At 62.2% G+C, this 20,957-nt stretch carries 21 protein-coding genes; 16 read left to right on the top strand and 5 right to left on the bottom strand.

Going from position 1 to position 20,957, the window contains the following annotated elements:
• The first annotated feature begins 200 nt into the window (after positions 1 to 200).
• The 9 genes from LPA36_RS04745 (at position 201) to LPA36_RS04705 (ending at position 8,977) form a co-directional block, all read left to right on the top strand.
• Positions 201 to 1,265, top strand: coding sequence for an ABC transporter ATP-binding protein (locus LPA36_RS04745; RefSeq protein ID WP_228874993.1), 1,065 nt, complete (start codon positions 201 to 203; stop codon positions 1,263 to 1,265).
• Between the two features lie 98 nt (positions 1,266 to 1,363).
• Complete coding sequence (locus tag LPA36_RS04740; protein ID WP_228874992.1) at positions 1,364 to 2,683, top strand: ABC transporter substrate-binding protein; 1,320 nt, start codon at positions 1,364 to 1,366, stop codon at positions 2,681 to 2,683.
• A gap of 84 nt (positions 2,684 to 2,767) precedes the next feature.
• On the top strand, positions 2,768 to 3,709 hold the full coding sequence (locus LPA36_RS04735; protein WP_407674213.1) for a carbohydrate ABC transporter permease: 942 nt from the start codon (positions 2,768 to 2,770) through the stop codon (positions 3,707 to 3,709).
• A 4-nt stretch (positions 3,710 to 3,713) separates the two neighbouring features.
• A complete protein-coding gene (locus LPA36_RS04730; RefSeq protein ID WP_228874990.1) occupies positions 3,714 to 4,595 on the top strand; it encodes a carbohydrate ABC transporter permease in 882 nt (293 codons plus the stop codon).
• A 6-nt stretch (positions 4,596 to 4,601) separates the two neighbouring features.
• Complete coding sequence (locus LPA36_RS04725) at positions 4,602 to 5,738, top strand: mandelate racemase/muconate lactonizing enzyme family protein (RefSeq protein WP_228874989.1); 1,137 nt, start codon at positions 4,602 to 4,604, stop codon at positions 5,736 to 5,738.
• A complete protein-coding gene (locus LPA36_RS04720; RefSeq protein ID WP_228875613.1) occupies positions 5,738 to 6,862 on the top strand; it encodes an aldo/keto reductase in 1,125 nt (374 codons plus the stop codon). The genes LPA36_RS04725 and LPA36_RS04720 overlap by 1 nt, the downstream gene beginning before the upstream one ends.
• Positions 6,859 to 7,689 carry an amidohydrolase family protein gene (locus LPA36_RS04715; RefSeq protein ID WP_228874988.1) on the top strand — a complete coding sequence of 277 codons (831 nt, stop codon included), beginning with the start codon at positions 6,859 to 6,861 and terminating at the stop codon, positions 7,687 to 7,689. Before LPA36_RS04720 ends, LPA36_RS04715 begins: the two co-directional genes overlap by 4 nt.
• Before the next feature lie 112 nt (positions 7,690 to 7,801).
• Positions 7,802 to 8,545: an SDR family oxidoreductase gene (locus LPA36_RS04710; protein WP_228874987.1), complete on the top strand. Its 744-nt coding sequence runs from the start codon at positions 7,802 to 7,804 to the stop codon at positions 8,543 to 8,545.
• A 90-nt stretch (positions 8,546 to 8,635) separates the two neighbouring features.
• On the top strand, positions 8,636 to 8,977 hold the full coding sequence (locus LPA36_RS04705) for an L-rhamnose mutarotase (RefSeq protein WP_228874986.1): 342 nt from the start codon (positions 8,636 to 8,638) through the stop codon (positions 8,975 to 8,977).
• Between the two features lie 228 nt (positions 8,978 to 9,205).
• Here the strand turns inward: LPA36_RS04705 and LPA36_RS04700 are convergent, their stop codons facing one another.
• Both LPA36_RS04700 and LPA36_RS04695 read right to left on the bottom strand, forming a co-directional pair.
• The gene (locus tag LPA36_RS04700) at positions 9,206 to 9,553 is read right to left on the bottom strand and encodes a cupredoxin domain-containing protein (RefSeq protein ID WP_228874985.1); all 348 of its coding nucleotides are present in this window, start codon (positions 9,551 to 9,553) and stop codon (positions 9,206 to 9,208) included.
• A 32-nt stretch (positions 9,554 to 9,585) separates the two neighbouring features.
• Entirely contained in the window at positions 9,586 to 10,521 is a 936-nt protein-coding gene (locus tag LPA36_RS04695) for a metallophosphoesterase family protein (RefSeq protein ID WP_228874984.1), read from the bottom strand.
• Between the two features lie 229 nt (positions 10,522 to 10,750).
• Here LPA36_RS04695 and LPA36_RS04690 point away from each other — a divergent pair, with 229 nt between their 5' ends.
• The 6 genes from LPA36_RS04690 to LPA36_RS04665 all read left to right on the top strand — a co-directional run bounded on the left by LPA36_RS04690 (position 10,751) and on the right by LPA36_RS04665 (position 15,634).
• A complete protein-coding gene (locus tag LPA36_RS04690; RefSeq protein WP_228875655.1) occupies positions 10,751 to 11,041 on the top strand; it encodes a hypothetical protein in 291 nt (96 codons plus the stop codon).
• A complete protein-coding gene (locus tag LPA36_RS04685; protein WP_228874983.1) occupies positions 11,038 to 11,793 on the top strand; it encodes a hypothetical protein in 756 nt (251 codons plus the stop codon). Before LPA36_RS04690 ends, LPA36_RS04685 begins: the two co-directional genes overlap by 4 nt.
• Before the next feature lie 333 nt (positions 11,794 to 12,126).
• Positions 12,127 to 12,492, top strand: coding sequence for a DUF4148 domain-containing protein (locus LPA36_RS04680; RefSeq protein ID WP_228874982.1), 366 nt, complete (start codon positions 12,127 to 12,129; stop codon positions 12,490 to 12,492).
• A gap of 131 nt (positions 12,493 to 12,623) precedes the next feature.
• Positions 12,624 to 13,409, top strand: coding sequence for an alpha/beta hydrolase (locus LPA36_RS04675; protein WP_228875612.1), 786 nt, complete (start codon positions 12,624 to 12,626; stop codon positions 13,407 to 13,409).
• Between the two features lie 141 nt (positions 13,410 to 13,550).
• Positions 13,551 to 14,228 carry a heavy metal response regulator transcription factor gene (locus LPA36_RS04670; RefSeq protein ID WP_228874981.1) on the top strand — a complete coding sequence of 226 codons (678 nt, stop codon included), beginning with the start codon at positions 13,551 to 13,553 and terminating at the stop codon, positions 14,226 to 14,228.
• Positions 14,228 to 15,634 carry a heavy metal sensor histidine kinase gene (locus tag LPA36_RS04665; RefSeq protein ID WP_228874980.1) on the top strand — a complete coding sequence of 469 codons (1,407 nt, stop codon included), beginning with the start codon at positions 14,228 to 14,230 and terminating at the stop codon, positions 15,632 to 15,634. The genes LPA36_RS04670 and LPA36_RS04665 overlap by 1 nt, the downstream gene beginning before the upstream one ends.
• A gap of 9 nt (positions 15,635 to 15,643) precedes the next feature.
• Here LPA36_RS04665 and LPA36_RS04660 read toward each other — a convergent pair whose 3' ends face one another.
• The 3 genes from LPA36_RS04660 to trxB all read right to left on the bottom strand — a co-directional run bounded on the left by LPA36_RS04660 (position 15,644) and on the right by trxB (position 18,212).
• Positions 15,644 to 16,264 carry a trimeric intracellular cation channel family protein gene (locus LPA36_RS04660; protein WP_228874979.1) on the bottom strand — a complete coding sequence of 207 codons (621 nt, stop codon included), beginning with the start codon at positions 16,262 to 16,264 and terminating at the stop codon, positions 15,644 to 15,646.
• 13 nt (positions 16,265 to 16,277) lie between these two features.
• Positions 16,278 to 17,063 carry a Smr/MutS family protein gene (locus tag LPA36_RS04655; protein WP_228874978.1) on the bottom strand — a complete coding sequence of 262 codons (786 nt, stop codon included), beginning with the start codon at positions 17,061 to 17,063 and terminating at the stop codon, positions 16,278 to 16,280.
• A 147-nt stretch (positions 17,064 to 17,210) separates the two neighbouring features.
• Positions 17,211 to 18,212 (bottom strand): thioredoxin-disulfide reductase, encoded by a 1,002-nt coding sequence (gene trxB / locus LPA36_RS04650; RefSeq protein WP_228874977.1) that lies wholly within the window; start codon positions 18,210 to 18,212, stop codon positions 17,211 to 17,213.
• Between the two features lie 336 nt (positions 18,213 to 18,548).
• On the opposite strand from trxB, the gene LPA36_RS04645 reads away from it, so the two are divergent.
• The gene (locus LPA36_RS04645) at positions 18,549 to 20,864 is read left to right on the top strand and encodes a DNA translocase FtsK (RefSeq protein WP_228874976.1); all 2,316 of its coding nucleotides are present in this window, start codon (positions 18,549 to 18,551) and stop codon (positions 20,862 to 20,864) included.
• Positions 20,865 to 20,957 lie beyond the last annotated feature (93 nt).

The raw sequence follows: 20,957 nt of genomic DNA, 5'->3' as shown, positions 1-20,957 counted from the left end.
GCGCACATGGTAACCAGACGGATTGTAGGGCGGCCGAAGGTCGTGTGAGCGTGAAACAGCCCATTCGACGAACGGGGAAAACACCTACCAAGTTTTCATACATAAAATGAAATTTCATATATACAATTTAAACGATGGTACGGCGAGAGTGGCCAGTAGCGCTCAACGGCCGGTTACTGAATAACGCGGAAGGAGGGCGGATGGCAGCCGTAGCATTCGAGCAGGTCAGAAAGTCGTTTGGTGACCAGGAAGTGTTGAAGCAGATCGACCTGCAGGTTCCGGACGGAGAGTTTCTCGTCCTGGTCGGGCCGAGCGGATGCGGGAAGTCCACGCTGCTGCGCGCGCTGGCGGGCCTCGAAAGCGTCAGCCACGGGCGCATCGTGATCGACGGCGAGATCGTCAATGCGCGGCCACCGCGCGATCGCGATATCGCGATGGTTTTCCAGAACTACGCGCTCTATCCGCACATGACGGTGCTCGAAAACCTGACGTTCGCGCTCAAGCTGCGCAATCGCGACCCGCAGGAGATTGTGTCGCGAGCGCAAAAGGCAGCGACGATGCTGGGTCTGCAGGATCTGCTGGATCGTCATCCACGCCATCTGTCGGGCGGCCAGCGGCAGCGCGTGGCGATGGGCCGCGCGATCGTGCGCGATCCGAAGGTGTTCCTGTTCGACGAGCCGCTCTCGAATCTCGATGCGAGGCTTCGCGTGCAGATGCGCGCGGAAATCAAGGCGCTGCACCAGCGCCTGCGTGCCACCACCGTTTACGTGACGCACGACCAGATCGAGGCGATGACGATGGCAGACCGCATCGTCGTGCTCAACGGAGGCGTGATCGAACAGATCGGCACACCGCTCGCGCTATACGACGATCCCGACAATCTCTTCGTAGCGGGCTTCATCGGCTCGCCGGCGATGAACTTCTTTGCGGGCACTTACGAACGGCAAGGGGATGGCGCATGCGTGCGCATCGGCGACCTTGCGCTGCCGGCGCCGCTCGTCAACGCAACGCACGGACAGCAGGTCACGTACGGCGTTCGTCCCGAGCATCTGGGTCTTGCCGGCGCGGACGGCATGCCGTTCGCACTCGAAGTGGTCGAGCCGACCGGTGCGGCGACCGAACTGTTCGGCACGGTCGCGGGCCAGAACTGTTGCGTGATGCTGACCGGCCGTACCGATGTGCGTGCCGGCACCGCCATTGCGCTGCGGGCGGACCCGGCCAGGGTACTCGTGTTCGACACCGCCAGCGGGCGGCGGCTGCGCTAGACAGGATTGCGAGCCAGACCGTCGCGGGGCTCGCGTGACACAGTTGCCGCCGGCAAGCCGCGCGGTCCACGGCGGAACCCATGGAAGAGGAGACAATGATGCGTTATAAAACTACGTTCAGGCTCGCAGCTTCGATATTCGCACTCGCGAGTGTTGTCGCGTCGGGTCTCGCGCATGCTGACGGCGAATACAAAGGCTATACGCTGCGGGTCAAGCTGATCGGCGGCGTGCAGTACGAGGCGCTCTATACGCGGATCCCGCAGTGGGAAAAACAGACGGGCGCGAAAGTCGAGATAATCTCCCGCAAGAGCCATTTCGAACTCGATCGCGAACTGAAACAGGACATCGCCTCCGGTCACGTCGACTATTGCGTGTCGTCCAACCACACGAATTTCTCGGCACAGTATCCGATTTTCCGTGATCTGAAGAGCCTGTTCCCGGCCAGTTACCTGGCCGCGTTCTCGCCGAGCCTGCTCAAGCAGTCGGAGATTAAGGGACATCTGGTGCAGATCCCGCGCTCGGTCGACATCGAGGCGCTCTATTACAACAAGACGGCCTACGACGACCCTGCCAACCAGAGCGCCTATCAGAAGCAGTTCGGAGCGCCGCTCGCGCCGCCGAAGAACTACGCCGAATTCACGCAACAGGCGAAGTTCTTCACCAAAGCGCCGAACTTTTACGGCACGCAATTCCCCGGCAAGGACGAAGCGATCACCGGCACGTTCTACTCGCTGCTGGTCGCCAATGGCGGGCAGTTGCTGGACGGAAAAAACCAGCCGGCATTCAACTCGCCTATCGGCGTCAAGACGCTGAACTGGTTCGTGGATCTGTACAAGGCCGGAGCCGTACCCAAGGGCGTGCCGAGCTACGTCTGGGACGATCTCGGCAACAATTTCGCTGCAGGCAAAGTTGCGCTGGACCTCGACTGGCCAGGCTTCGCTTCGTTCTACAACGATCCGAAGACCTCGAAACTGGCCGGCAAGGTCGGCGTGGTGCCCGCGCCGCTCGGCATGGCCAGCAAGCGCCCGGGCTGGTCAGGCTCGCATAGCTTCTCGATCACGAAGACCTGTGACCGTCCGGAAGTCGCGGCGAGCTTCGTCCAGTTCCTGACCAGCTTCGATTCGCAGATGGTGGAGGCGCGGCTCGGGTCGATTCCGTCGCGCACCGACGCGCAGCAAGCGGTCGTGAAGGAGTTCGAGGCGAAACAGGACACGTATATGGCGCACGCCATGTCGGTGTTCAGCACCGCGGCCCGGCAGGATGCCTTTACGCCTCCGCGGATCCAGCAATGGGACGAGATCTCCAATGCGCTGTGGCCGGAACTGCAGAAGGCGCTGATCGGCGACAAATCGTCCCAGCAGGCGCTTGACGATGCGGCGAAGAAAGTTTCCGACATCATGCAGGACGCTTCCAACTAGTGACATGCACGGCGCGGCCGACGTGCCGCGCCATGTAGTCGGTCCGCTTTCCCTGCTCCAACATGCTCTTATACGCGCTCCAATATGCGATTCAATATCCGCTATTCGCCAGCCGCACCATGTCTTGAGTCGGCCCTGAATCAAAGCCTGGGCGTGCCTTTCAAGCTTCTGCTGCCGGCGTTTTTCTCGGTGGCGATCGTGGTTGTGCTGCCGCTGCTGTTCTCGCTCTACACGAGTTTCACCGCGTACCGGCTCATCGATCCGGACTCGATCTGGAATCTCGTCGGCCTGCGCAACTATCTGCGCGCGTTTGCGAACGGGGATTTTTGGGCCGCGTTCGGGCGTACGGTGCTGTTCCTGACAATCGCGCTGAACCTGGAACTGCTGCTGGGCCTTGGAATCGCGCTGCTGCTCAACCAGGTTGTGAAAGGCCAGCGCGCGCTGCGCACCATCATGATGTTCCCGATGATGTTTTCGCCGGTGCTGGTCGGCTTTCAGTTCAAGTTCATGCTTAACGACAGCACGGGCGTCGTCAATCATCTACTGCAAACGGTATTCGGGTTGAAGAGCACGATTCCGTTTCTGGTCGACGCGCAATCGGCGCTTGCTTCGCTTGTCGCGGCGGAGGTGTGGAATTCGACGCCGGTGTTCGCCGTGATTCTGCTTGCCGGCCTCATGGCGTTACCGAAGGATCCGATCGAAGCGTCCAAAGTCGACGGCTGCACGCCGTGGCAAACGTTCCGCTACGTGACGCTGCCCTACCTGATGCCGTTCATCTACATCGCGATGACGATCCGCTCGCTGGATGTCGGCCGGGCTTACGACATCGTGCGCATCATGACGAACGGCGGCCCGGGCGGCCGTACCGAACTGCTCTGGACGATGGTAGGCCGCATCGCCTACGACGATTCGCGCATGGGTTATGCGAATGCCATCGGCTATGTGTCCGTGCTGGTATCGGTGCTGTTCACGCTGTACTTCTTCCGCAAGCTCAATGCGGCGCGCAAACACATGGGGCCGGCCTGACATCATGAGCACGACTTTAAACCACGAATCCACATTCGATTCACTGCGAGCACCGTTGAAACGGGGTGCGTTGTGGCTCGCAGTCTTCGTCGTGATGGCGGTTATCTGCCTGCCGGGCCTTTGGGTCATGCTCAACGCCTTCCGCTCGAATGTCGCGATCCTGTCGAACCAGCCGCTGCTCGATGCCAGCAGTTATACGCTCGACAACTTCCGCAACGTATTCGGCTTTGGCGAGATGGCGTCGCTGCCGATTCGTCAGTACTTCGTGAATTCGGTGGTGATTTCTCTGGCGAGCACGATCGCCGCGATCGTGGTGGGGGTGGCAGGGGGTTACGCGTTTGCACGCTTCGAGTTCCGCCACAAAAAACTGCTGTTCGTGGTGCTGATGCTCACGCGTGCGATTCCGGGCATCGCGCTCTCGCTGCCGGTCTTCATGCTCTGGGCATGGACGGGACTGCTCGACACGCATATCGGCGTGATCATCGTCTACCTCGCGATGAACGTGCCGTTCACGGTCTGGCTGATCGACGGGTTCTTTCGGGAAGTGCCGGCGGAACTCGCGGAGGCCGCCCAGATCGACGGCTGCAGCCGCTGGCAGGCGTTCTGGCATATCGAGCTGCCGCTCGCCCGCTCGGGCGTGGCGTCGGCTGCGATCTTTGCGTTTCTGACCAGCTGGAACGAGTTCGCGCTGGCGTCGCAACTGTGCCGCAGCCCCGATACCAAAACCCTGCCTGTCGGCTTGATGGACTTTACCGCGCAGTTCACGGTGGACTGGGCCGGCATGTGCACGATGGCCGTGATCATCATTATCCCGGCCATCATCCTCACGTTCATCGTTCAGAAACACCTGATTGCAGGTCTCACGCTTGGCGGCGTCAAAGGATAGAACAACATGACCCTCATCGAAACCGTGGAAATCCGGCAGGTCGACCTTCAGCCGAAGGTCCGGCGCACGGACGCCATCCAGTCTTTTGTCGTTCAGGAAACGGTGCTGGTCACGATCCGTTGCAGTGACGGCAGCACGGGCACGGGCTACACGTACACGATCGGCACGGGCGGCTCGTCGATCGTCGCGTTGCTGCACGACCATCTGGCGCCGCAGCTTGTCGGCCGCAATCCCGCGGAATATGAAGCGATCTGGCGGCATCTTTTCTATCACACGCACGCGACCGCTGTCGGCGCGATTACGAGCCTCGCGCTGGCCGCGATCGACACCGCGCTGTGGGATCGCAATACGCGTGTGGCCGGCCTGCCGCTGTGGGTTGCCGCGGGCGGCGCGAAGCCGCGCGTGCGTACTTATACGACTGAAGGCGGCTGGCTGCATCTGTCGGAGAGCGAGCTTGTCGAGCAGACCCTGCAGGCACAGCAGTCCGGATTCAGCGGCGCAAAGATGAAGGTCGGACGCCCGCATCTCTCCGAAGACGTGCGACGACTTGCGGCCGTGCGGGAAGCGGTGGGCGACAGCTTCGAGTTGATGGTCGACGCGAACCAGGGGTTCACGCTCTCGGAGGCGCTGCGTCGAGCGCACGCGTTCGAACCGCTGCACCTCGCATGGCTGGAAGAACCGCTGCCCGCCGAGAACATCGCTGGCCACCGGCAACTGAGCGCGAGCACGACGGTGCCGGTCGCGGTGGGGGAATCGATGTATCACCCGGCGCAGTTCGCCGAGTATATGAAGGCGGATGCCTGCTCAATCGTACAGGCAGACGTGGCGCGCGTCGGTGGCATCACACCGTGGCTGAAGATTGCCCATTTTGCCGAAGCCATGAACATTGCAATCTGCCCGCATTTCCTGATGGAACTGCACGTGAGCCTGTGTGCTGCGGTGCCGAACTCCGCATGGGTCGAATATATCCCGCAGATCGACACGCTCACGGGTTCGCGTGTGAAGATCGAGGAGGGGTATGCGGTCGCGCCGGACGAGCCCGGTCTTGGCATCGATTGGGACTGGGATGTGATCCGCGCAAGCCAGCACGTGCACAAGACGATTGGTACGCCCATCGCGCGTGTCGCGGCCGGAGGCGGATGATGGATCGCGCACAGCCCGCGGGAGACGTAGCGGCGGCCGTGCGCGAGCCGGCCACACCGCTGCAGTTCAGCGCGCTCGGCTTCGGGTCGGCGGGCATCGCCGGCATGTATCGCGATGTGACCCACGTGCAGGCGCTCGCCACGGTCGACGCAGCCTGGGACGCCGGCGTGCGTTACTTCGATACGGCGCCGTTCTACGGTTATACGAAGGGCGAACACCGGCTGGGCGCCGCGCTCTCAGATCGCAACCGCGACGAATTCGTGCTATCGACGAAAGCGGGGCGCATGCTGACACCTGCCCACGCGGGTGGCGCAGCCGTCTTGCCGGGCGGCTGGTCGAATCCGTTTCCGTTCACGGTGCGCTTCGACTACACGCGTGACGCCATACTCCGTTCGTTCGAAGACAGTTTGCAACGCCTCGGAATGGCACGCGTCGATGTCCTGCTGGTGCACGACATCGGCAGCTATACGCACGGTCACGAACCGGAGACAGCAGCACATTACTGGCGACAACTCTCGGACAGCGGATTCAAGGCGCTGGATGAATTGCGCTCGGCGGGCGTCGTTCGCGCAGTGGGATTGGGCGTGAACGAGAGTGCGGCGATCGTCGATGCATTGCGCGAATTCGATCTCGACTGCGCGCTGCTCGCGGGACGGTACACGCTGCTGGAGCAGGCTGTCCTCACCGATCTGCTGCCGGTCTGCGAGGCGCGCGGCGTCGGCGTGCTGATCGGCGGTGCGTTCAATTCGGGCATTCTCGCGCGCGGACGCGGCGCTCCGGCACACGGTCCAGACGGCGCGCAACCCGCGTTTAACTACGGGAGCGCGCCGCGGGAGATTGTGACGCGCGTCGAGCGTCTGGTCGCGGTGTGCGACAGGTTCGGCATACCGCTAAGCGCTGCCGCGTTACAGTTTCCGTATGCACATCCGGCAGTGAAAAGCATCGTGACGGGCGCGCGTTCGCCAGACGAAATGATCGATAACGCACGTGGCTTTGCGCTCCCGATTCCGCCCGCGTTCTGGGGCGAGCTGAAAGCACTTGGTTTGATCGATCAATGGGCGCCGGTGCCGGGCGCGTGCGCGGCGGCAGCACATGTTCGCGAGCTCGCAGCGGAGCGGTCATGAAGATCGATGCGCATCAGCATTTCTGGCAACGCAGCCGCGGCGACTACGGGTGGCTCACGCCCGAACTGGGCCCGCTGTGGCGCGACTTCCTGCCACCGGATCTGGCACCCCTGACAGCTGCTGCGGGCATCGAACGCACGATCGTCGTGCAGGCCGCGCCGACGCTGGAAGAAACCCGTTACCTGCTGACGCTTGCGGCGCGTGAGCCGTCCATTGGCGGCGTGGTTGGCTGGGTGCCGATGCTCGCACCTGAAGCCCCTTCGTTAATCGCCGGGCTTGCGCGCGATCCGAAGTTCAAGGGCGTGCGCCCGATGCTGCAGGACCTGCCGGATGACAACTGGATCGCCGATCCTGCGCTGGGGCCCGCTGTAGAAGCACTACTCGCACATGACCTCGCCTTTGACGCGCTGATTTTCGCGCGCCACGCCGACGCGCTCGAGACGTTTGCGACGCGTTTTTCGCCGTTGCGCATCGTCGTCGATCATGGCGCGAAGCCACCGGTTCGCGATGGTCAGGCTGGCTGGCGACCGTGGGCCGACAGCATTACGCGCCTCGCGCGCCTGCCGAATATTCATTGCAAACTTTCGGGCCTGGCAAGCGAAGCCGCACCCGCCTGGACGGAAGCGACCCTGCAGCCTTATGTGAATCATCTGCTGGATGCCTTTGGTCCGGCGCGCCTGATATGGGGCAGTGACTGGCCTGTACTCAACCTGAACGGCGACTACCTGGTATGGCATTCGGTGGCGAACACTTTGCTTGCGTCCCTGTCCGAGGCGGAGCGCGATGGGGTTTTCGGTGCCAACGCCAGAACGTTCTATCGCTTGTGAAGTTTGTGAAACGACTGTGACGGGACGCTGGACTGCCCCTGAAGGCGAACTGCCGGGCCGTGTGCCAGGCTGACCGATGGCCTAACCGCGATTTCGACTGGAGCCGTAACAGATGACACAGAGACTGGCTGGGAAAAAGATATTGATTACTGCAGCAGCCCAAGGCATCGGGCTCGCGACAGCCGAACGCTTCGCTGCGGAGGGTGCTCACGTCGTCGCGACCGATATTCGCATTGAATCGTTGGCCGGAAAACCGTTCGATGTGCGCAAGCTCGACGTTCGCGACAGCGCGGCAGTCAACAGGCTGGCGCAAGAGCTTGGCGCACTCGATGCCTTGTTTAACTGCGCTGGTTTTGTGCACGCCGGGTCTATCCTGGAGACGACCGAAGAGGACTGGGATCTGGCGTTTGACCTCAACGCGAAGGCGATGTACCGGACCATTCGCGCCTTTCTGCCCGCGATGCTGGAGAACGGCGGCGGTTCGATCATCAACATGTCGTCGGCGGCATCGAGCGTGAAGGGCGTTCCGAACCGCTTTGTCTATGGTGCATCGAAGGCTGCCGTGATCGGTCTGACGAAGTCGGTCGCCGCTGATTTCGTCACCCGTGGGATCCGTTGCAACGTGATTTGTCCAGGCACGGTCGATTCGCCATCGCTGCAGCAGCGCGTCACTGAACAGGCGAAGGCGCAGGGGAAGCGTGTCGAGGAGGTGCACGCGGCGTTCGTTGCGCGTCAGCCAATGGGACGTGTGGGCAGGCCCGAGGAGATTGCAGCGCTCGCCTTGTATCTCGCGTCCGATGAGTCTTCGTTTACGACTGGTCAGATCCATCTGATCGATGGCGGCTGGTCAAATTAGCCGTTCTGGTCGCTGCCGTTTCGGCAGGGAAGTATCCGTGCACTAAGCCTCACGAAACGCGCAGCAAAGACAAACGCTTTGGAGAACCCGATGAGACGTTGTCTGATGCTGGATCTTAAGGATTCCCCGGACCTGATTGCCGAGTACGAGGCCATGCATCGCGAGATCTGGCCGGAGGTGGCGAATCATCTCCGCACTCAGGGCATCACACGGATGGAAATTTTTCGTTTGGGCACCCGGCTATGCATGCTGATGGAGACAGATGACTCGATCTTCAGCGATCAGCGCGTTGCGGATGCTGAAGCAAACGATCCTGTGCTGACGAAATGGCAGAGTCTGATGTGGAAGTTCCAGGCCCCAACGCCATGGACTCCACCCGGTGAGAAATGGGTCGAAGCGGCACTCGTCTTCGATTTGTCGCGGCAACCGTAAGTGGCAGTCTGCGCGCGTCGAGTCTGCCAGCAACCGGTTCACTCTCCGTTTCCGCGCAGGCTGCTTCGCCACTCACTCCTGCTGGTGAGGCGCTCTATCTGAACGAGATCACGCTGTGGTCGGGCAGCAAGAAAATCGTCGACCTGGCCTATACGACGACAGGTCCCGGCACCAAAAACATGTCACGGCGAGACGATGTTCTCAGGATTGGCTACGGCCTCCGCTCCGCTACTGCACCGTAATAACCTCCTTCATATTCGGGTGAATCCCGCAGAACACCTTATAAACGCCGGGCTTATCAAACTTGAACTGGTACGTATCGTTCTGATCGAGCGCTGCCGAGCGGAAGATGCCAGCGTCGTTCACAACCGTATGCGGTTCCCCGTCCAGGTTCTTCCACGTCACCGTCGACCCGGCCTTAACGGTCATCGCCATCGGCTCGAACATAAAATTCTTGATCACGACCGCATTGGCATCCTGCGCGTGAGCGGCCGGGACTCCAAAAGCGATCGCCGACAGAAAAGCAGCGCCCCCAAAACAAACCCCCAAAGCCCGACGAAAAATAGCGTTTTTCATAAGTTGGTCCCTCGCAATAAGCCAGAAAAAAATCAAACAAGCGTCGTATCAGCCAGCGTCGCCTTAAGCGGATGCTGCGAAACCGTAATGCTGGTTACACCCAGCATCTTCGGAAGCTGATCGCTGGGCACAACAAGCGGCCCTGGCCCCGGGCCATTTCCAGCAGTCGGTTGCGGATAGGCGGTCGAGCGCGCGGTATGGAAGGTGATATTCCCTTCGACCTTCGAAACGATCTGATGGATATGGCCGTTCAGCACCGTGACCGAACCAAAGCGCTTCAGATAGCTCATCGCCTGGCCGGCGTCGCCCGTGCCCCAGCCCCACGGCTCGTAAATCGTCCACATCGGCATGTGTGCAAAGACGACGATCGGCGTGCTGGACGAGCGTCCCTTCAGATCGCTTTCCAGCCACTCAAGCTGTTCGTCGCCAAGGCCACCGAGGCCATTCGGCTTGAAATGCATCACGTTGACGAGCCCGACGAAGTGCACGCCGTTGTGGTCGAAGCTGTAATAGCCCCTGTTGTCCGAGGCCTTGCCGAAGCGGCTGAAGTACTCGGTTCCAGGTCCGTCTGTCACATCATGTTCACCCGGCACGGTATGCAACTCGGTGATCTTCAGCTCTGACATCAACTGGGCCGCGAGGTCGAACTCGGCCGGTTTGGAAAGATGGGTGATATCGCCCGTGTGAATCGTCAGGGCCGGCTTGACCGGCATCGCGTTGACGTACGCGATCGTCTGCCTGAGCGTGCCCGCAACATCCGGATTGGCTTCCTTGTTGAAGCCAATGTGCGAGTCGCTGATCTGCAGGAAGAGCGGCGTGCCCGACATCTCTTCAGGACTGGCGCCGAGGGCAAGCTGCACCGGCGTCAGGACGCCACCTGAAAGTACAAACAAAGTGCCCGCGCCACCGAAAGCGAGACACTTCAGCGCGTTGCGGCGCGAAGGCTGGGAAGGAAGATCTGACGACATGGTTTCCTCTCGACTTGAGTTCCGGAGAAGGTCATCCGCCAGCTCATCCAGCGGGCCTTCGTGTCCGGTCTGGATGTGAATACCGTCGCGACGTCAGTTTTATTCCACCCTGAGATATCGCCTCGCTGACCCGCGCTTTCCTGCTCTGGTTGCCATCGGTTAGATCGGGGAATATCCAGCGCACGCCCACGGTCCTGCAAGCGGGACACACACAAAATGGGTGATCGGAATGGACATCGTCGACATGGCCCGTGCATCGGGACTGGCCGTCATACTCGACGGCAGGATCGGCCGCGAGGAATATCAAAGCGTTTGCGGTTCGATATCGGCATTGCAGCGATTCGCCGAAGCAGTGCGTCAGTGCGCAGCGAATCAGCATGACGCCGCTGTGCTTCGGTCTTCAACGGTCGATCTACCCGGGCAACTACGCCACGGTTTAATTAAAGCTGTGGAGAGATCCGGCGGCAGGGCGGCGATTGATCGCCGCATGACGTACATCATTCGACGGCAGCAGGCATGAAGGCGCAATCGCTGCTGCGTCGATTGCAGCTGGGGTCGGGCGTGGTGCTGTTGATCTATCTCCTGCTTCATCTGATCAATCACGCGCTTGGCATCTGGTCGCTCGAACTTGCCGGACGCGGTCTCGTACTCGCGCTCTGGATCTGGCGCAGCCCGCCTGGAACGATCGCGCTGTACGGCGCGACGGCGCTGCATTTCGCGCTGGCAATGCGCACGATCTACATGCGCCGTCACTGGACGTTACCCTTGGGCGACTGGGTTCGCCTCTGGGCCGGCCTCAGCCTGCCGTTACTGCTTGTCCGTCACGCGGTGACGACCCGGCTCGCGTCTTCGCTCTATGGCTTTGAGCCTGACTACGAGCGAGTCGTCATCCTGCTGCTGACGAGCGGCACACAGGGCCTGCAACTTGCACTGCTCGCGCCCGGATGGATACACGGATGCCTCGGGCTATGGTTTCGCTTGCGCCACTTCACGTGGGCGCGCCGCATGAAGCCTGCGCTTGTCTCGCTGGTCGTGCTGTTGCCGCTGCTTTCGGCAGTCGGCTTTATCCGGATGATGCGGGCCGTCGAGGCGAAGAGCGTCATGCTCCCGTCCCCCGATCCGAAGCTCGTTGCGCATCAACTCGAGCTGAATGCGTGGCGTCACGATCTCGTCGCGTTGTATCTGTCACTCATCGTCAGCGCGTTTATCGCAGGGCAACTGCGCAACGCGCTTGAACGTCGCAGATTGCAGAGACGTTCGCTCAACTCCTGAAGCGGTCAAGACGCCATCCGCGAGATCGCCGCCGCTGTTCCTCCCGTCGCGACCCCATCCAAATCTATCAATTTTGTAATCAAACGGTCGGTTTCGCGTCAGCATCAAAACCGCAATATGACACCCAGACGCTCACAGAAAGAAACGGAAACAGATTGTTGTGACGGTTACTGAAATAGCGGCAGCGTCGACGTGTTTGCAACCGTGAGAGCCAACCGGTTTCGTGATTCTGGAACCAGAAAGTCCCGGTTAAACACGGGTTGTTACAGGCAGTACCCGTAGTGGGCAATCGATGCCCGTTAATTCATCGTACTCATTGAAGGAGTTTTGATCATGAAGAAGATTCTCGTTTGCCTCGCACTCGCCGCTGGTTCCCTGGCCGCTCCTGTTGTCAGCTTCGCTCAGTCGAATGCGCCTGTGACACGTGCAGAAGTCCGCGCCGATCTCGTGCGCCTCGAACAGGCCGGCTACAACCCGTCGGCCGCTGACGACGCCAACTATCCGGCCGACATTCAGGCTGCCGAAGCGAAGGTCGCCGCTCAGGAAACCGCGCAACAGGCGACGCAGGCGTATGGCGGCGTCGCGCAGAACGGCACCTCGGCGGCAGGCGCACCGGTTCGCACCGCACCGATGCATACGTCGATGCAACCGGCGTGCGTCGGTCCGGTCAGCTTCTGCAATACGTACTTCGGTAGCTGAATGGCGCGCGCCTCGTCCCGTGCTTCAAAAGTCACGCACGGGACGGCGCTTCCTCTGGAAGCCCTGCGCGCGGCCTGATTCGAACAACACGATTTCTTTTTCATCGAAAAGTGGAGATTCCAGTGAATTTAATGTCTTCTGCTGCTTCGGCGCTCGCCATGTCGGCGTGCCTGCTGGGCTCGACCGGCGCGATGGCGCAGGATGCCCAGCCCACCCACCGTCCCGTCAAAAACATCGTTCTGGTGCACGGCGCATGGGTCGATGGTTCCGGCTGGAAGCCGGTCTACGACATCCTGACCAAAGACGGTTACCACGTCAGCCTCGTCGAAGAGCCGCTGACCTCACTTGAAGATGACGTGGCCGCAACGCGTCGCGTGCTCGCCTTGCAGGATGGCCCGACCATCCTCGTCGCGCACAGCTACGGCGGCTCGGTCATCACGGAAGCGGGCGAGGCCCCGAACGTCGTGGGACTGGTGTACGTCGCCGCGCACGCGCCGGCAGTCGGCGAAGATGAAAGCGCGCTCGGCAAGGGCATGCCTGGCTACACGTCGAAGCAACCCGACGCGATCAAAAAGACCGACGACGGGTACACGTATCTGAACCCGTCGGTGTTCCCACAGGACTTCGCCGCCGATCTGTCGCACAAGCAGGCCGTGTTCGAATCCCATTCGCAGATCCTGACGGCCGCAAAAGTGTTCTCGACGCCGATGTCGGCGGCCGCGTGGACGACAAAGCCGAGCTGGGGCATCGTCGCGGCGGATGACAGGATCATCAATCCGGACCTCGAACGCTGGTACTACGCTCGCGCGCACAGCCACGTGACCGTGATTCCCGGCGCGAGCCATTCGGTCTACGAATCCCGGCCGAAGGAAGTCGCCAAGGTGATCGAAGACGCGGCGCAGCACGCGCAGGGCTAATGTGTCGAAGCGCGCTGCAGGCCGGCACGCAGCATGAAGATGAACCACGCGCCGCGCCGACATGAACGTCGACGCGGCGCACAGATGCAGGATCGACGTACTATGCTTTCGGGCGGAACAGAACATTGCAGCGAGGCTGACATGAGGGTTCTGGTTATTGAAGACGAGCAGAAGGCGCTTGCCTATATCCGCAAGGGTCTGGAAGAGGCGGGCTTTTCCGTCGACAGCGCGGCTGACGGCGCGGAAGGCCTGATTCTCGCGAAGGAAGAAAACTACGACGTCATCGTGCTCGACGTGATGCTGCCGACCATGGACGGCTGGACCGTCCTCAAGAACCTGCGCGTATCGAAGGACACGCCGGTGCTGTTCCTGACCGCGCGCGACGACGTGAGCGACCGCGTGCACGGGCTGGAACTGGGCGGCGACGACTATCTGGTGAAGCCGTTCGCGTTCGTCGAACTGCTGGCGCGGGTTCGCACGCTGGCGCGTCGCGGGCCGCCGCGCGAGAGCGACCTGCTGGCGGTGGCCGATCTGGAGATCGACGTGACGCGCCGCAAGGTGCGTCGCGCGGGCAAACGGATCGACCTGACGCCACGCGAGTTCGCGCTGCTGCAACTGCTCGCCCGCAAGCAGGGAGAGGTGCTGAGCCGCACGCAGATCGCGTCCTACGTGTGGGACATGAACTTCGACAGCGACACGAACGTGGTCGAGGTCGCGGTGCGCCGCTTGCGCGCCAAGGTCGACGATGAGTTCGACGTCAAGCTCATCAAGACGGTGCGCGGCGTGGGCTACGTGATCGACACGAAGGAAGACGACTGATGCGTAACCGGTCGCTGACGACAACGCTCGCGCTTGCCTTTGCCGTCACTACGCTGGCGGTGTTCGCACTGGTCGGAAGTTATGTATACATGATGCTAGCCAGGGAGACGAGCACGCAGGGCGATCAGGACATCGTGCTGGCGGCGCGGCACCTGCGTCGCCTGACGGAGGAACTGCAAAGCATCGACGACGTCACCGGCCATCAGGCCCGGCTCGAAAGCCAGGTGCTCGGCAACACATCACTTTCGGCGGAAGTAACGGACCTGAGCGGCCACGTGCTTTTCGAGCACAACTTTTCCACTGCGGCACGGCTCATGTGGCCGCATACCAGCCTCGCCGCCGCGGAGCGGATCACGTCGGACGCGATCAAGGCGATGACCGCGCGCGATGGCGTGCCGTATCGGCGCGTCGCGACGGAAGCGAAACTGGTCGACGGCACGAACGTGAGAATTGTCGTGATGCGCGACATGAGCGACCGGAGCCTGCTTCTGCAAAGGTACAAAAACCGGCTGCTGCAGGCGGGCGCCGCGGGCGCATTGCTTGCGTTTCTGATGAGCTATCTGGTGGTCCGCAGTTCGCTGAGGCCGTTGCGCGCGATTGCCCGGAGTGCGGCGAACTTTACGGTCGAACATCTCGGCTCGCGTATCAAGGTGCGCCGGGTGCCACGAGAATTCGAAACGCTGGTGAGCTCGCTTAACGGCATGTTTGCCAGGTTTGAGCACGGCTTTAACCGGCTCTCGGGATACACGACCGATCTCGCGCACGACATGCGCACGCCGCTCGCCAATCTGCGCGGCGCAACCGAAGTCGTGCTCGCACGGCCGCGTTCGAGTGAGGACTACCAGGCGGCGCTCGCATCGAACCTCGAAGAATGCGACCGTCTTTCGCGGATGATCGAAAACGTGCTGTTTCTCGCGCGCGCCGAGCATCCTCATTTTTCCAGGCATCTCGTCACATTTCAGGTGGACGCGGAATTGCTGAGAATCGCGGAATATTTCGAAGGTATCGCGGAGGACGCGGGCGTGCGAATCCGCGTCACGGGTCACGGCGAGATCAAGGCGGATGTCGAACTGTTCCGGCGCGCGGTGAGCAATCTGCTTGCCAACGCGGTGCGCTATACGCCGCGTGACGGGGAGATCACGTTGTCGGTCGAGGCCCTCCCGGACGCGGTGCGCGTGGCCGTTGCAAACGAAGGTGTTCCGCTCGATCCGGCGTTACTGGAGCGCGTCTTCGACCGCTTCTACCGCGCCGATCCGTCGCGCACTGGGGGCACGTCGGTGAGCGGATCGACGGGGCTCGGTCTTGCGATCGTGCGCACGATCATGGAGCTGCATGGTGGCAGCGTGCATGCGGAAAGCGAACCGTGGGGCACGCGCTTTGTGCTGACGTTTGCCGTCCTTCGCTAAGGCGCCGCTTCAGTGCGGCAAGCGCATGTCCAGCTTGAACGTCGCAAGCCGCGCGACGAGGATGAACGCAGTGGCGATCAGCACGCTATAAACGGTATCGAAGTTCACGTAATCGAGCAGCACGTAAATCCAGCATCCGACAAACGCGCACGTCGCGTATGGCCTCGAATCGCGCAGGATGAGCGGCACTTCATTGCACAGCACGTCGCGGATCACGCCGCCAAAGACGCCGGTCAATACGCCCATCATCACGGACGTGAACCATGGCATCTGCGCGTCGAGCGCAAGCGACGTCCCCGAAACGCTGAAGAGTCCGAGGCCGATCGCGTCCGCCACCAGCAACACGCGCTCGGAAATCACCCGTGAGATGGCGCGAAACGTCATCGGCGCAAACAGCGACATCACGAAAATCACCAGCACATAGTTCTGGTGCTGGACCCAGTAGAACGGGCGTCGTTCGAGCAGCACGTCGCGTATCGTTCCGCCACCGAATGCAGTGGCCAGCGCGACCAGAAAAGTCCCGACTGCGTCGAGGCGTCGCGTTCTTGCTTCGATAAACCCGGAAATTGAATACGCCATGATCGCAATCGCTTCCATGATGGCGAGCGCGAGCGTGAGCCTCGGATGCATCAATGACGCTCCATCACGGTTTGGTCGGGTCGGGATGCCAGTGATGGGCGGCCACGGCGGCAGGCTGCAGCAGCACGAGCACGGCGCCTGCGCCGCCGTCATGCGGACGGGCCTGACAGAACGCGATCACTTCCGATTTCTGGACGAGCCACGCGCGCACCTTGCCCTTCAGCACCGGCTCCTTGCCGACCGAGCCGAGGCCCTTGCCGTGAATCACGCGCAGACAGCGCAGCCCGCGCTTCACCGATTCGCGGATGAATTCAGCGAGCGCCTCGCGTGCTTCGTCGCGACGCATGCCGTGCAGGTCGAGCTGTGCCTGCACGATCCACGCCCCGCGCCGCAGCTTGCGCACGACTTCCTGACTCACGCCCGGCCGGCAATACGACAGCGTCTCGTCGGTTTCCAGCAGCACCTCGGGATCGTATTCGTCGGAGATGGCTTCGTGCAGGACGGCTTCTTCGTCGAGTTTCGTCTGGACCGGCAGCGGAGGCGGTGGGTTGCGCGGCAGCGTCGCGCGCGGCGGCACGGCAAGCGGCGCCACGGAGCCGATCTCGCGGCGGAACAGGTCGGCGTCGGCAGAAGCCTCGCGCTTTGCCTGAGCGGCTTCGACGCGTGCGCGTTCGCGTTTTTGCGTGTCGACCTTCAACGCTTCGCGCAATGCGCCGAGACCGGCCAGGCCGGGGGCGGGATCGAGCAGCGGCTTTTTCGACGCGCCCGGCGCCGCCTCCGCGCGCGGTGTCGCGGCAGGGGCAGAGCGGGGGCGTTTCGGTTCGCCCGGATGAGGCAGATTTTTCGGCATGACGGAGAGTCGCGCGGCAGGTGCAAAGAAAGCGTTTGAACGGAGCAACGGGCAGCAGCACGACGCCCGCCGCGTTACATACAAAAAGGGCCACGTGCCTCGCGGCCGCGGCCCTTGATCTGCGTCGGGTGGCGCCCTGACGCTATTTTACCGGTCTGCTTCGGCGCTCATCACATGTTCGCCGAGCGCTTCATCATTGAGCGTTTCCAGATAACGCTGCGCATCCAGTGCGGCCATACAGCCCGTGCCGGCGCTGGTGATCGCCTGACGATACACGTGATCCTGCACGTCGCCGGCTGCGAACACGCCCGGCACGCTCGTGCCGGTTGCATTGCCGCTGAGGCCGCCGTTCGTGATGATGTAGCCGTTCTTCATCTCCAGCTGGCCTTCGAAGATGTCCGTGTTCGGCTTGTGGCCGATCGCAACGAAGAGACCCTGCAGCTCGAGATCGGTCGTTTCGTCGGTCTTCACGTTCTTGATGCGCAGGCCGTTCACGCCGCCGTCGTTGCCCTTCACTTCGTCGAGCACGTGGTTCCACTTGATGTCGACCACGCCTTCCTTCTGCTTTTCGAGCAGACGGTCGATCAGGATCGGTTCCGCGCGGAACTTGTCGCGACGGTGAATAACGGTGACTTTCTTCGCGATGCCAGCCAGATACAACGCTTCCTCAACGGCCGTATTACCGCCGCCGACAACGGCTACGTGTTGCTGCTTGTAGAAGAAGCCGTCGCACGTGGCGCAGGCGGACACGCCGCGGCCCATGTACAGCTCTTCGGAAGGCAGGCCGAGATACTGCGCCGACGCGCCGGTTGCGATGATCAGCGAATCGCAGGTGTACTCGCCCGAATCGCCGATCAGGCGAATCGGCTTTTCGTCCAGCTTTGCCGTGTGAATGTGATCGAAGATGATCTCGGTGTTGAAGCGCTCTGCGTGTTCCAGGAAGCGCTGCATCAGTTCCGGTCCCTGCACGCCGTTCGCGTCGGCGGGCCAGTTTTCGACGTCCGTCGTGGTCATCAGCTGGCCACCCTGCGCCAGACCCGTGACGAGCACCGGCGAAAGATTGGCGCGCGCAGCGTAGACGGCGGCGGTGTAACCGGCAGGGCCGGAACCGAGAATCAGAACCTTGGCGTGTTTCGTGGGTGCGGGCATGATCGAAATCCGTAAAAAGCGTCTGGCTCGCCTGTGCGATGCCGGATGACTTGTGTCGAAGCAGTAGATGGGTGTTCGTCCGGCATTATAAAGGGCGGGGCACCTGGCCGCTTCATGAAGCTTTGTGATCGGCGCGATAGCTTTCTGGATTTTTTTGCCGGTTTTTGGCGATTTCCGGCCATTTTCCGGCCGTTGCGCGCTGTGAACAGCCATGGGCGGCGGTTACCGTCATTTACAGCCGTGGGCGCAACAGTGCGTTTACAATAGGCCGCATCGAATGAACGGCGGCCGGGCGTCTCCGGCAACCCGTTCCGGGCCGCACACGCTACAGGATCAATGGCAAAAGCTACCTATTCCGCGAACGCGCAGGCATTGCCGCATCGCATGTCGCGCCTCTTCACCGAAATCCGCTGGATCTTGCAGGTCGCGCTCGGCGTTTTCCTGCTCATGGCGCTCGTCAGCTACACCCGGCGCGATCCCAGCTGGACCCACGCCGCACAGGTCGACCACATCGCGAACTGGGCCGGCCGCGTCGGCGCCTGGACGTCCGATATCCTGCTGCTCCTCTTCGGATTGTCCGCGTACTGGTGGGTTGTCCTGCTCGCGCGGCGCATTTCCGCCAACTATCGCCGTATCACCCAGCACGAAGCCATCGACGAAGACGCGCCGCGCGACAGCAGCTGGCTTGCCGAAGCGTTCGCGTTCGTACTCGTGCTGCTCGCCTGCGACGGCATCGAAGCGCTGCGCATGTGGTCGCTGAAAGTGCCGTTGCCGCGCGCGCCGGGCGGCGTGATCGGAGAAGCAGTCGCGCATGGTGTCTCGCACGCGCTCGGCTTCACGGGCGGCACGCTCGCGCTCCTGATCGTGCTGGCGATCGGGCTGTCGTTGTATTTCCGCTTTTCGTGGCTGTCGGTGTGCGAGCGCGTCGGCGAATCGATCATTTCTGCGGTGACGTTCGCGAAGCTGCGCCGCGAAGCCGGCCGCGACCGCAAGCTCGGCGAAGCCGCGGCCGTCAAGCGCGAAGGCAAGGTCGAGCAGGGCCGCGTGCGCATCGAAGAGCACGAGCCGGTGATGATCGTGCCGCCGGTCGTGAAGCCCGAGAAATCGGAGCGCGTCGAGAAAGAGCGTCAGGTGCCGCTTTTCACCGATCTGCCGGGCGATTCCACGCTGCCGCCGATCTCGCTGCTGGATCCGGCGCCCGCCGTGCAGGAAACCATCTCCGCCGATACGCTCGAATTCACGTCGCGCCTGATCGAAAAGAAGCTGAAGGATTTCGGCGTCGATGTGAGCGTGGTGGCGGCGTATCCGGGCCCGGTCGTCACGCGTTACGAAATCGAGCCGGCGACGGGCGTGAAGGGCAGCCAGATCGTCGGTCTCGCGAAGGATCTGGCGCGCTCGCTGTCGCTCGTGTCGATCCGGGTCGTCGAGACGATCCCGGGCAAGAATTTCATGGCGCTGGAACTGCCGAACCAGCGCCGCCAGACGGTGACCTTGTCCGAGATTCTCGGCTCTGCCGTCTACGCCGACGCCGCCTCGCCGCTGACGATGGGCCTCGGCAAGGACATCGGCGGCAAGCCGGTCTGCGCCGACCTCGCGAAGATGCCCCACCTGCTGGTGGCTGGTACGACCGGTTCGGGCAAGTCGGTCGGGATCAACGCGATGATCCTGTCGCTGCTCTACAAGGCGAGCGCCGACCAGGTCCGCATGATCCTGATCGATCCGAAGATGCTCGAAATGAGCGTCTACGAAGGCATTCCGCATCTGCTGTGTCCGGTTGTGACGGACATGCGTCAGGCCGGGCACGCGCTCAACTGGGCGGTCGCTGAAATGGAGCGCCGGTACAAGCTGATGAGCAAGCTCGGCGTGCGCAATCTAGCGGGCTACAACAACAAGATCGACGAAGCGACGAAGCGCGAAGAAAAGATCCCGAATCCGTTCAGCCTCACGCCGGACGACGCAGAACCGCTGACGCGCCTGCCGAACATCGTCGTCGTGATCGACGAACTCGCCGACCTGATGATGGTGGTCGGCAAAAAGGTTGAGGAACTGATCGCACGGATCGCGCAGAAGGCGCGCGCGGCCGGCATTCACCTGATTCTCGCGACGCAGCGTCCGTCGGTGGACGTCATCACGGGCCTCATCAAGGCCAACGTGCCGACACGGATGGCGTTCCAGGTGTCGTCGAAGATCGACTCGCGCACGATTCTCGACCAGCAGGGCGCGGAATCGCTGCTCGGCATGGGCGACATGCTGTATCTGCCGCCGGGAAGCGGCCTGCCGGTGCGCGTACACGGCGCGTTCGTGTCGGACGAGGAAGTGCATCGCGTCGTCGACAAGCTCAAGGAGCAGGGCGAGCCGAACTACATCGAAGGCATCCTTGAAGGCGGCGTGCTGGGCGAGGGCGACGAAGGTTCCGCAGGCGCAGCGGGAACCGGAGCGGCCGGCGGCGAGTCGGACCCTCTTTACGATCAGGCGGTCGAGATCGTCACCAAAAACCGTCGCGCATCGATTTCGCTGGTGCAACGGCACCTGCGTATCGGCTACAACCGCGCCGCGCGGCTCCTCGAACAGATGGAGCAGTCGGGCATCGTTTCTGCGATGTCGTCGAACGGCAATCGCGAGATTCTGGTGCCGGTGCGCGAAGCGGAGTGAGCCGGGCCGGCTGCCGGTGTCCGGTAGCCCCCGGGCAATGACTAGCGACCGATGCGCGGCGTCGTGCCATCGACGCCCCGTCGGACAACCGAC

This window comes from Paraburkholderia saeva, assembly GCF_907164555.1.
GTDB lineage: Bacteria > Pseudomonadota > Gammaproteobacteria > Burkholderiales > Burkholderiaceae > Paraburkholderia > Paraburkholderia saeva.
The sequence above is the reverse complement of the archived record's forward strand: the minus strand, read 5'-3'. Positions and strand labels throughout refer to the sequence as shown.